At 64.9% G+C, this 11300-nt stretch carries 9 protein-coding genes; 4 read left to right on the forward strand and 5 right to left on the reverse strand.

The window, feature by feature from the left end:
• The first annotated feature begins 84 nt into the window (after positions 1–84).
• Positions 85–1902, forward strand: coding sequence for a helix-turn-helix domain-containing protein (locus ACXJKC_RS07970; protein ID WP_456696166.1), 1818 nt, complete (start codon positions 85–87; stop codon positions 1900–1902).
• A gap of 12 nt (positions 1903–1914) precedes the next feature.
• Here ACXJKC_RS07970 and ACXJKC_RS07975 read toward each other — a convergent pair whose 3' ends face one another.
• The gene (locus ACXJKC_RS07975) at positions 1915–2838 is read right to left on the reverse strand and encodes a hydroxymethylglutaryl-CoA lyase (RefSeq protein ID WP_456696167.1); all 924 of its coding nucleotides are present in this window, start codon (positions 2836–2838) and stop codon (positions 1915–1917) included.
• On the reverse strand, positions 2835–4112 hold the full coding sequence (locus ACXJKC_RS07980) for a hydroxymethylglutaryl-CoA reductase, degradative (RefSeq protein ID WP_456696168.1): 1278 nt from the start codon (positions 4110–4112) through the stop codon (positions 2835–2837). The genes ACXJKC_RS07975 and ACXJKC_RS07980 overlap by 4 nt, the downstream gene beginning before the upstream one ends.
• Positions 4113–4528: 416 nt before the next feature.
• Between ACXJKC_RS07980 and ACXJKC_RS07985 the strand changes: the two genes are divergently transcribed.
• Together ACXJKC_RS07985 and ACXJKC_RS07990 are read left to right on the forward strand one after the other, a co-directional pair.
• Positions 4529–5230 (forward strand): FadR/GntR family transcriptional regulator, encoded by a 702-nt coding sequence (locus ACXJKC_RS07985; protein WP_456696169.1) that lies wholly within the window; start codon positions 4529–4531, stop codon positions 5228–5230.
• Positions 5227–6588, forward strand: a complete 1362-nt coding sequence (locus ACXJKC_RS07990; RefSeq protein ID WP_456696170.1) for an FAD-binding oxidoreductase — start codon at positions 5227–5229, stop codon at positions 6586–6588. The genes ACXJKC_RS07985 and ACXJKC_RS07990 overlap by 4 nt, the downstream gene beginning before the upstream one ends.
• A 36-nt stretch (positions 6589–6624) precedes the next feature.
• Here ACXJKC_RS07990 and ACXJKC_RS07995 read toward each other — a convergent pair whose 3' ends face one another.
• The 3 genes from ACXJKC_RS07995 to ACXJKC_RS08005 all read right to left on the reverse strand — a co-directional run bounded on the left by ACXJKC_RS07995 (position 6625) and on the right by ACXJKC_RS08005 (position 10222).
• Positions 6625–6990 (reverse strand): cupin domain-containing protein, encoded by a 366-nt coding sequence (locus ACXJKC_RS07995; RefSeq protein ID WP_456696171.1) that lies wholly within the window; start codon positions 6988–6990, stop codon positions 6625–6627.
• A gap of 214 nt (positions 6991–7204) precedes the next feature.
• Positions 7205–8422 carry an alanine racemase gene (locus ACXJKC_RS08000; RefSeq protein WP_456696172.1) on the reverse strand — a complete coding sequence of 406 codons (1218 nt, stop codon included), beginning with the start codon at positions 8420–8422 and terminating at the stop codon, positions 7205–7207.
• A gap of 354 nt (positions 8423–8776) precedes the next feature.
• Complete coding sequence (locus ACXJKC_RS08005; RefSeq protein WP_456696173.1) at positions 8777–10222, reverse strand: aldehyde dehydrogenase family protein; 1446 nt, start codon at positions 10220–10222, stop codon at positions 8777–8779.
• A 219-nt stretch (positions 10223–10441) separates the two neighbouring features.
• On the opposite strand from ACXJKC_RS08005, the gene ACXJKC_RS08010 reads away from it, so the two are divergent.
• On the forward strand, positions 10442–11284 hold the full coding sequence (locus tag ACXJKC_RS08010; protein WP_456696174.1) for an IclR family transcriptional regulator: 843 nt from the start codon (positions 10442–10444) through the stop codon (positions 11282–11284).
• Positions 11285–11300 lie beyond the last annotated feature (16 nt).

Below are 11300 nucleotides of genomic sequence, written 5' to 3' on the forward strand. Positions count from 1 at the left end.
GATTGACTGATGATTGTGCCCCTCCCACATAATGTGGATAACAGGTCACGGCCACCCGATCGCGTCCAGGCAAGGGGCACCATCATGAGCATCGCGCCAGGCGAATCCGGCGAAGACATCCAGGAACTGCTGTCCCGTCACGCTCGCCGCGAGGCTGAGCTCGAAGAGCTCAACCAGGCAGCACAGGACCTGACCCGCATCCGCGATGTCGAGCACGCACTCCGCACCGTCACCGAACGCACAAAACGTCTGCTGGACTGCGACGTCGCCTACCTGTCGGCGGGCGTCGAGGGCGAGGAGTACTACGCGGTTCGTGCCTGGTCTGGCCAGCTCTCGCCGGCATTTCTTGGCACACGGGTGAGCGTCGGCAGTGGCGTCGGCGGTGCGGTCGCGGCCACCCGTCAGCCCGTACAGGTCGAGGACTACGCGAAGGCCCCCGAGATCGAGCACAACGATTACCTCGACGACCACGTCGGCGGCGAAGGCATCCGAACGCTTCTTGGTGTTCCGATGGAGATCGACGGACGGCTGCTGGGCGTCCTGTTCGCCGGGCGCCGCAAAGCCCAGCTCTTCGATGAGTCGGAGATCGTGCTGGTCTCGTCGCTGGCCGCCCACGCCGCCGTCGCGTTGGACAACGCTCAGCTGTTCGAGTCCCAGGCCAGCACGATGCGCGAGCTGCAACGGTCGACATCGCTGTTGCGGGCCCAGCACGAGGCCGTGGAAACCTCGACCGCGGTGCACGAGCGCCTGACACAGGTGCTGCTGCGGGGCGAGGGGGTCGGCCCGATCGTCGGCATCGTCGCCGAGGCCCTCAAGGTCGAGATGACGATGATCGATGAGGCCGGCATCATCATCACCTCTCACGGTCAGCAGGCCCCCGAGCCTCCGTTCACCCAAGCCGTCCGCAAGGCCCTGGAGGAGAGCCGCAGAACCGGACGATCGGTCAGCGCGCCGGGTCCGGACGGTCGACGCTGGTACGTCGACACCGCTGCCGCCGGCGCGACGTTCCTGGGATCGGTGCTTCTCGCCACCACACGCGAGCTGACCGCGATCGAGGTCCGGACCTTCGAGCGCGCGACCCAGACCATCTCGGTCTCGCGCCTCGCGGACGCCGCCATGGCAGAGGCCGAGACACGTGCGTCGAGCGAGGTCATCCGCCGGATCATCGACCCCAGCCGATCCAGTCCAGAAGAGCTGAACCGGGTCGCGCAGCGTCACCAGTTGTCGACCGGTCCGCTGACGCTGACGGTGTCGGAGGTCACGCCTGGCCGTGCCGCCGTGCAGCTCGCGGCGGCGGTCTCGCTGTGCACCTCGTCCGGAGGACTGGCTGCGCTGTACGAGGACCGGCTGGTCACGATCCAGCCAGGCACCCCGGCCGCCGTCGCCGAGGCCCTGTGGGAGAGGCTGCGGCGGGCGTCCGGCTCTGCGCCCACAGTCTCCGCGGCGGGTCCGGTGGATTCGCCGCTGGACCTGCGGCACCTGTACCGCCAGGCCGTGCAGTGTCTCAAGCTGATGCACCAGCTCGGACGAGCCTCGACATGGGGTTCGACAGCGGAGTTCGGGATCTACTCGATGCTGTTCACCGAAGGCGCCGTCGTCGGCCTGGGCCATTTCATCGACTCCCACATCGGAGCGTTGCTGGAGTACGACGAGCGACACGGAGCGAACCTCGCTGCGACAGCAACCGCGTACCTGGAGTCGTCACTGAGTCCGTCGGCCACCGCGTCCCGGCTCGACATCCATGCCAACACGGTGTCGCAACGCATCGGCAGGATCGATCGCATGCTGGGGCCCGACTGGCGGCGGTCACCGCGACAGCTGGACATGCACACAGCACTGCGCCTGCACGCCTTGCGAACCGGTGCAGTGGTCAAGCAGACGGCCGACCTGACGGATCAATGATCACGTCGTCGATCAGTCCGACAGGGCTCGGGCGACGCGTGAGGACGGGCGTCCGAGCACGTCGGTCATGGTCCGGCCCGCCGCGACCACGGCGTCGAGATTCACTCCGGTCGTGATGCCCAGACCTTCGAGCATCCAGAGCAGGTCCTCCGTTGCGAGGTTGCCGGTGGCACTTCCGGCGAACGGACATCCGCCGATACCGCCGGTGGATGCGTCGAAGCAGGTCACGCCGGCCTGGAGACCGGCCAGCACATTGGCCAGCGCTTGCCCGTAGGTGTCGTGGAAGTGCAGGGCCAGTCGGTCCACGGGGACCCCGGCGCGGACATGCGCTTCGACCAACGCCGTCACATGCGCGGCCGTCGCGACCCCGATCGTGTCGCCCAGACTGATCTCGTAACAGCCTGCGTCGAGGAGCCGCCTGGACACATCCGCCACGACTTCGGGGTGCACGGCGCCTTCCCATGGGTCGCCGAAACACATGGACACGTAGCCGCGCGCGGTCATGCCGTTCTCGAGCGCGGAGGCGATGACCTCGGTGGCCATGTCGAGCGCGTGACCGAGCGAGGTGTTCAGGTTCTTCTGCGCGAAGCTCTCGGTGGCGCTGACGAACACCGCGATGGTCTTGACGCCACTCTCGATCGCGCGTTCCAGACCCCGCAGGTTGGGGACGAGGACGGGGTGACGTTCCAGGTCCTCGAGCCCGGCGAGAACTTCGGCTGCGTCTGCGAGCTGGGGCACCCACTTGGGTGACACGAAGCTCGTCGCCTCGACGATCGGCAAGCCCGCGTCGAGGAGTTCACGAATGAACCTCACCTTGAGCGCTGTGGGTACCAGCGCGGTCTCTGCCTGCAGTCCGTCTCGCGCCCCGACTTCGTACACCACGACCTCGCGCGGCAGGGCGGGGTCCGGGTAGACGTCAGGCAGCGTCCGGCTCATGAGCTGACGCCGGCTCGAAGCTCTGCGAGAACCTTCTCGGCGAATTCGGCACGCACCCCCTTCTCCGCGATCATGCGCGCCACGACCTGGTCGATCTCGCCGAGTTCGGCGCCGGCCGTCACGGCGATGTTGCGGGCGTGAAGTGCCATGTGGCCGCGCTGGATGCCTTCGGTCGCCAAGGCGCGAACAGCGCCGGCGTTCTGTGCGAGTCCCACGGCCAGGATGATCTCGGCGAGTTCGGCCGCCGTTTCCACTCCGAGAACCGCCACATTGGCCTGCGCGACCGGGTGAACCTTGGTCGCGCCCCCGACCAGGCCGACCGGCATGGGAAGTTCGAGCGTGCCGACGAGGTTGCCGTCGGCATCCTTCTCGAAATGGGACATCGACGTGTACTGGCCATGCTCGTCGATCGCGTGCGAGTGCGCGCCCGCTTCGACGGCCCGGGTGTCATTGCCGGTGGCTAGCACCACTGCGGTGATGCCGTTCATGATGCCTTTGTTGTGGGTCGCGGCCCGATAGGGATCGACCACCGCGAGCTCGGCGGCGTCCACCATGTTCTCGACGACCTCGGCACCACCGAGCGCTTCCGCGTCGAACACTGCCCGCACCCGGGTGATGCGGAGATCGGCCTTGTTGGTCAGGATGCGCAACAGGCTCCGCCCGCCGGCGATCTCCGCGACGCGCGGGGCGATCGCCTCAGCCATCGTGTTGACCGCATTCGCCCCCATGGCATCCCTGACATCGACGACGATGTGCAGGACGACGTACGTCTGCCGTGAGCTCGGGACCACACGCACGATGACGTCGACCACACCGCCGCCGAATGCGACCAGCTGCGGATCCTGGGCATTGGCCAGGTCGGTGAGTTCGCCTCGTGCCTCGAGGAGTCGCAGACGTGCTGCCACGGGGTCCACGACATCGAGGATCTGCACCTGGGCCTGCATGAGCGGAGAGGTCGATGAGGTCACGAACCCTCCGTGTCCGCGGGTCATCCGCGCGAGATTGCTGGCCGCAGCCACGACGGACGGCTCCTCGGTCGCCATCGGCACCAGGACGTCTCGGCCGTTCACGGTGAAGTTCGTGGCGATGCCGACAGGGATGCCGAGTACGCCGATAGCGTTCTCCACCATGTGATTCGCCTGATCGAGGCTCAAACCCTGATCGGGGCTGAGGACGTCGAGCCGCTCAGGCTTGAGCCCGGACTCAGTCGTCACCTTCTCGCGACGCTCGTCGACGGTGAGATCGCGGAAGCCGGAGAGGCGGCTGGTGGTCATGGAGGTTCCTTCCACATCAGTTCACAGTGCGCTTCGCGGGGCAAGAACCCGGCGTCGGTCACACGCTAGACCGGTCCTGTGAGCTGAGGTATGTCGAGAGAGCACATCATTACCGCCTTGAATGTGCTCGGACCCCATATAGGTGGGGAAGCTGACACAGCATGGAACAGGCTTGGTCCGCTATCGGAAGTCCGGGATCATGTGGCGCATGACGCTGTGATCGAGGCTGATGCCAGCGGCGCCGAGCATCCATGTGCGGTTCGAGTGACCTCGAGTGCGGCGCGGAGGTTCGCGAGCTGGCACTGCCTCAGTTGGAACGACGCCCTACGTTCGCACCCTCCTCCCCCGCCCACGAGGGGTCGCGCAACAGCAATAGATTTGTCTGACAAACAGATAAGGTGCGTTATGGTTCGTAGATGACGCTTTCGCCCGTGACGCGAGTTCCACTCAGTCTTGAGGTCGCCGGTCGGCTTCGCGCTGCTGTTATCGACGGCACCTTTCCAGGCGGGTCCGAGTTGCCAACAGAGGCCGAACTCGCGCAGACGTTCGCGGTCGGCCGCTCCACGATCCGCGAAGCCTTGCGCATCCTTCAGGCAGGCGGCCTGGTGAGCGGTGCAGACACAGTTTCGACTTCGCGGCCACGGGTCACCTATGAGCAGACCGCCGACTCAGCGGCCTATGCCCTGAGTACCGCCGTCCAGGTTGCAGCTATCCCGCTCGCAGACCTTGTCGAATTGCGGATAGTTCTCGAGTCCGAGGCCATCAGCAAGATCCGCACCGTCCCGGCCGACACGTACAGATTGCTCCAGGACATGGACGAGGCAGCAGCACGCTGTGACCTGGAAGCGTTCCATCTGGCCGACGTGGCATTTCACACCGCGCTTGTCGTGGGAAGCGGCAACGTGGCCTTCGGGCTTGTCACCCAGGTGTTACGCGATGCGGTTGCCTCTCATCTGCGAGTGGAACTCGACAAGCGGGCCGAAGGCGACTCGGTGCTCCACCGCCTGTGCGACGAACACCGTCGTATTGTTGAGGCTCTGGCGGCTGGGGACGCAGAACGGGCCAGCAAACTCGCAGTCGCTCACCTCGAGGGCTTTTACGGATCGAGTGGCCGATGAGCTCAGCACTGACCGACCTCGCGACCCGGCTCGAGGGACGAGTTGTGTCCGATCCGGCCGCCATGCTGGCCTATCTTCGCGATCAATGTCTGCTGGCGGATGCCGGCCAGCCTGTGGCGGTGGTGCGTGCCACAGGCCTGGACCACGTGGTCACCACACTGAAGATCGCCTCGGCACGAGGCATTCCCGTCGTGACCCGCGGGGCGGGCACCGGGCTGTCCGGTGCGGCCAATGCAATCCAAGGGGGCATCGTGCTGGACGTCTCTGGCATGAACCGCGTCTTGGACGTCGACCCGGTGGCCAGGACGGCGCGGGTCGAACCAGGTGTTCTGAACGGCGATCTCGACGCGATCGCCAAGCAGCACGGTCTTTGGTATGTACCCGACCCCGACAGCAGAGCCATCTCCACCATCGGGGGAAACGTCGCCACGAATGCTGGTGGGATGTGCTGCGCCAAGTACGGAGTCACCGGTGACCACGTCCTTGAGGTGACGTTGGCCCTTGCGACGGGCGAGGTGATCCACACAGGTGGGACCACGCGAAAGAACGTCGTCGGCCTCGACCTCACCCGTCTGGTCGTGGGGTCTGAGGGAACGCTCGGCGTCATCGTCGAGGTGACAGTCCGCCTCAGAGCCCGACCGAGCGGGGTCGCGACCCTCGTCGCGACTTTCGCGTCTCCCTCCGGGGCCGCTGCTCTCAGTGAGGCCCTGCAGGACGCGAACGTCGAGCCGGCCGCTCTTGAATTCATGGATCGTACGACCGTCAAGGCCGTCAACGATCTCGTCCGCATGGATTTGGACGAAGCCGCCGGCGCGCTCGTGCTTGCTGTGTTCGACGGCCCTCACTCGTCCGATGAGGCCTCGACGTGCGCCGCGCTGGCCGAAGCACACGGGGCAACCGACGTGTTCTACACGTCAGACGAAGCCGAGGGCGAAGCCATGATGCAGGCGCGACGCATGGCCTACCCCGCGCTGGAAGCCTGGGGCAGCACTCTCCTGGATGATGTGGCCGTTCCGATCCACTGCCTACCTCAGATCTTGGACAAGATCGACCAGGCATCCGCTGACCACGGCGTGGTCATCGGCACATTTGGCCATATCGCCGACGGAAATCTTCATCCCACGATCGTTTTCGATCCGACCGACCCTGACGCGACCCGACACGCGCGAGACGCCTTCGACGATATTGTCCTCGGCGCACTCGCGCTCGGAGGGACCGTGACGGGAGAGCATGGCGTGGGTGTGCTGAAACAGCCGTACGTCGAACAGCAGGTCGGGACTGCCGAACTGGCACTGATGCATCGGATCAAGTCAGCGTTCGACCCAGGAGGAATCCTCAACCCTGGACGCGGCTACTAGCCACATCTGGGCCTGTCCAAGCCCCCCCGTCGTCCACTAATCCTTGTAGACGACGAAGACCTTCCGCAAAGGTTCAAGGACCGTCCACGTACCGGTCCAGCCGATCGGGAAGACCGCAGTCGACCCCGCCGTCAACTCGACCGGCTCCTCGCCGTCTCGCTGCACGACCATGCGACCGGCGATGACCTGGATGAACTCGCCGCGGTCGATGAACTCCCATCGCGCGGTTCCAAGGTCCGACTCCCACGAGCCTGAGAGGATCTTCTCGTCATCTGACGTGAAGGCGATGTACGTGCGCACCTTGATGTCGCCGGACTCTGGCTGAGCACTGGGCAGTCCCAGCAGCGACTCTTCGAAGTCAGCAGCGGAGTCGAGTTCTTCGGCACGGAAGTTGATAGTCACGCACGGTCCCTAGGTTCGATGACGGATGAGCTTGCGCTCCGATCCTCGCGCAGCCGGACCCCCGTTGTCTGTCGCCGAATGTCGCTACTTGGAACGGCTCGTCCCGACATCTGTCAGGCGTTCCTCTATCGGGAGAATTCGCGCGGCGCCTCAATCCGGGAGCATCGGCACATAGAACCCGGTGACATTGCCTGGACCCACGGAATCTTCAGACCTAGAGGTGAGGAACTGCCGTGCCGACAATGTCGCGGAGCGCATTGACAATCGGCACGGACCGCCATCGATCGAAGGCTCCGCATGGGTGACTCACACCGAGGCTGAGGACATCGCCCGGCCGCCAGTCACACTCCTTCGAGACTCGGACGAATGCATGCTGATCATTGATGTCCACAACGACTGCAGAGGTGTCGGGAAGCATTGCGCCATCGGCATCGAAGACGCCAAGGACCACAGGCAGCCGATCATCAGTGGGAACGTCACGCCGCCCGAAGCCGGCAATGACGAGCTCCGGCTCAGGTCGAGACAGCACGCTCGCGATCAGCTCGAGGGCGGGCAAGAATCGGGGCGTGGTCGTGCTCGTGGCCCGGCCATCGAACGGCGAAGTGTCGCGGTATACGCCGTGGTCGTGGGTGACATAGCATCCGCTGCGAAGGATCGAGAGCACCGGGAAGCTGAATGCCTGTGGGCCGAGCGCTCCGACGACCAGGTCGAAATACGAGCTTCCGCCCGCAGTGACGATGGGGCGCGGCCCCAGGAGACCTGCCGCCTGCAACTCGATCACCACGCGGTGCACTGACTCCAGATACTCACCGATCTGCGGCGGGACAATCTGTCCGTCGCGGGGCATCAGTCCCTCGAACCCGGCGACACCTCGCAGCTCAAGTCGGTCGGACGCGCTCACTCGGCGGGCAAGGTCAATAGCCTCATGAAGGTTACGAACCCCCGTGCGCCCCCCGGCGAACCCCACCTCGACCAGCACTCCCAGCGGCCGAGCACCCTCCCATTCCTGAAGGCGACGCTCAATGATCTCCACGCCCTCGTGGGAGTCGACGTAGCAGACGAAATCTGTCTCTTCCGACGGTTCGATCAAATAGTGCTGGGCCACCCAGTCGACACCACGGGCCTCGACGAGGACGTTCGCAAGAAGGATCCGCTTGACGCCCATGTCCCGAAGGTGCCTCGCCTGCACGATCGACGCCGCAGTCTGTCCCCACGCGCCCGCGTCAAGCTGACGATCCACGATGTATGACGTCATCGACGTCTTCGCATGCGGTGCGAGTTCGACACCGACCCTGCGACAGTACTGGGCCATAAGATCCACATTGGCGCGCACAGCCTCATCGTGGACGAGCAGACTTGGCAGGTCCAATGCGCTCAGCGCGTGCACTGGCTGACCTGCTTTGAGAGATCTCTCGAACGAAAGGCTGCTCATATTTTCCTCACGAAGGGATACATCTGCCGAAGGTGACAACCCAGACTAGATTCCGTCCGCAGCGACCGAATCGTTCGATCGTCCATACATCTCACGACGAGTTGTCCTTCAGTCCACCCGCAGCGCGGTGCCCAAATCGGCGCGACGCTCGTCGAGTCCTGACCTCACGATCTACAGCTCCACGGGAATGGCGGTCCCATCCACTCGACAGCACGGGCCGCGCACCTATCGATCGAGGCCAGGCCAGTGGCGATATTCGGGTGCCCCCCGCCGGAGCGGGGGTCTTGCTGGGTACTGCTCCCCGACTTGGACTCGAACCAAGATCTCCCGCCCGGACTGGTCGGAGAGGACTTCTCAGGTGAGGTTGAGAAAGGTCGACTGCGTCTCGGTGAAGCCGTCGATGGAGTACTCTCCCAGCTCGCGGCCCCATCCGCTCATGCCAAAGCCTCCCCAGGGTGCGCCCGGGTCGATGAGCGGGAGCTGGTTGACGAACACCGTGCCGAACCGCAAACGTGGAGGAAGCGTGTGCGCCGTCACGAGATCCTTGGTCCACAGGACGGCCACGAGACCGAAGTCGGTGTCGTTCGCACGCGCGACGACCTCGTCCATGTCGTCGTAGGCCATGACGGACAACACGGGACCGAATATCTCCTCGCGAGCGATTGTCATGTCGTCCGTGACGCCTCCGAAGACCGTGGGACGGTAGAAGAAGCCGTCGGCCAAGTCGCCCTCAACCCGCGAACCGCCCGTGACGAGATCGGCGCCCTGATCGCGTCCGGTCTGCACGTAGGAGTGGACGCGATCGAGGTGCTCCTGCGAGACCAGGGGGCCTACGACGGTGTCGGACCGGTGGCCCGGTCCGATGACCAGCGAGTCAGCGGCCGCGGCCAGCTTGGTGGTGTACTCATCAACACGCGAAGAGTGCACGAAGAAGCGCGTGTACGCACCGCACGCCTGGCCGGTGTTGAAGATCGCACCCTGCACATTGCCCATGACGGCAGCGTCGATATCGGCGTCCGCACACAGAATGCTGGGGGCTTTGCCACCCAGTTCGAGCGTCGTTCGTTTAAAGTCGTCCGCCGAAGCGCGGGCGATGTACTGCCCGACCTCGGTCGAGCCCGTGAACGAGATCTTGTCGACGCCGCGATGGTTGACCAACGCCTTGCCGACTTCGGGGCCACCCGTGAGCAGGTTGACGACGCCAGGGGGGACGCCAGCCTCACGGCAGATCTCGACGAGCCGCACGGTCGACAACGGGGTCTGTTCGGCCGGCTTGAGAATGACGGCGTTGCCGGTCGCCAAGGCCGGCGCCAGCTTCCACGCGGCGATCGCCAGCGGGAAGTTCCAGGGCGTGATGAGAGCACACACACCAAGCGGCACACGACGCTGGTAAGTCAGGTTGCCCGGGATCGAGACCGGCGAGACCTTGCCCTCGATCTTGGTCGCGAAGCCGGCGTAGTAACGGAAGACCTGGGCTGCGAGCGGGAGGTTGATGCCGGCGCTCACGAACGACGGCATGCCCTGGTCGAGTGTCTCCAGCGCGGCGATCTGATCTCCGTCCCGCTCCAGCAGCTCCGCGATGCGCCACAGCACCTTGCCGCGCTGATCGGGGGTCATACCCTGCCAGGCATCGGACTCGAAACCCGCCCTCGCCGATGCCACAGCGGCATCCACGTCGGCGCCGGTCGCCTCGGCGAAGGTGCCGATCACGGTGTTGGTGGCCGGATCGATCGTCTCGCTGGTGGAACCGTCGGAGGCCGAGACCCACTCGTCCCCGATCAACAGCTGTGCACTCTGCATGGTGTCTCCTCTGTGCGTCGTCCGACCCTGGCGGTCGCCTCAATCTGCCACGGTCACGAAAAACGGACGCTGCAGGTGGTCCGCTGACCGAACCCATGCAGGAAACAACGACGTCAAGTAAAAGATGTGTTTCGTTCATGTGTTTCGCTGGACGAAATGGTTATCCACTTGGATAATGATGTGACGGGCACCACAACCGGCACAGTCAACAGGAGTCACATGAACGTCTTGGCACATAACATCAGCACCGGCGAGGGTGAGCACACCGCGATTCCCAACTCCGTGCTCGGCAAGGCGTTCTCGATCCTGTCGTCATTCGACGACGAGCACGACTCACTGCGCCTGGTCGATCTGAGTCAGCGCAGCGGCGTGCCCAAGCCGTCGGTCTATCGACTCGCTCAAGAGCTGGTAACCCTCGGCCTGCTCGAACGGGTCGACAACGGCTATCGCATCGGATTCAGCGTCTTCGCCCTGAGCCAGCGGGTCGGCAGCGCATCGCTGCTGCGCACTGTCGGACGTCCCGTGTTGGTCGATCTCGTAGCCATGACACGAGGCACCGCCCATTTGGCGGTACTCGACGGCACCGGCACGTACTACCTCGAGAAACTCGGTGGCACTCGCAGCGTCCATGCCCTCTCGAAGGTCGGCGGTCGACTCCCCCTGACCTGCACTGCCTCGGGCAAACTACTGCTGGCGATGTCACCGCAGGCAGACGACCTGCTCGACGCTGTGCTGGCCGACAGGTTCCAGCGGCTCACGAGCCACAGCCAGCTCGACCACGCGGCCCTACGCCGCGAACTAGACACAATCCGCGAGCACGAGCTCGCCACCGAGCGCGAGGAAGCGCTGCTGGGCTTCAAGAGCTTCGCCGTGCCAATCTACGACAGCGGACAGAACGTCATCGCAGCGCTGTCACTGACCGTGCCTGTCTCGCACTCGGGAGACGAGCCCCTGATCCGGACGCTGCGGCTCGCCTCGGCCGGCATCACCCGGCAGCACACCAAGCTCGCGATGCACGGCGGCACCGAGCCACGGACGCCCGCGCTGACGCTGTATCGCTGACCGGACCCAGAACATG

The sequence above is a fragment of the Aeromicrobium sp. P5_D10 genome (assembly GCF_054049535.1).

Bases quoted from the DNA above. Each gene is read 5' to 3' on its own strand.
- ACXJKC_RS07970 (WP_456696166.1), top strand. From the start codon at position 85: ATGAGCATCGCGCCAGGCGAATCCGGCGAAGACATCCAGGAACTGCTG.
- ACXJKC_RS07975 (WP_456696167.1), bottom strand. From the start codon at position 2,838: ATGAGCCGGACGCTGCCTGACGTCTACCCGGACCCCGCCCTGCCGCGC.
- ACXJKC_RS07980 (WP_456696168.1), bottom strand. From the start codon at position 4,112: ATGACCACCAGCCGCCTCTCCGGCTTCCGCGATCTCACCGTCGACGAG.
- ACXJKC_RS07985 (WP_456696169.1), top strand. From the start codon at position 4,529: ATGACGCTTTCGCCCGTGACGCGAGTTCCACTCAGTCTTGAGGTCGCC.
- ACXJKC_RS07990 (WP_456696170.1), top strand. From the start codon at position 5,227: ATGAGCTCAGCACTGACCGACCTCGCGACCCGGCTCGAGGGACGAGTT.
- ACXJKC_RS08000 (WP_456696172.1), bottom strand. From the start codon at position 8,422: ATGAGCAGCCTTTCGTTCGAGAGATCTCTCAAAGCAGGTCAGCCAGTG.
- ACXJKC_RS08005 (WP_456696173.1), bottom strand. From the start codon at position 10,222: ATGCAGAGTGCACAGCTGTTGATCGGGGACGAGTGGGTCTCGGCCTCC.
- ACXJKC_RS08010 (WP_456696174.1), top strand. From the start codon at position 10,442: ATGAACGTCTTGGCACATAACATCAGCACCGGCGAGGGTGAGCACACC.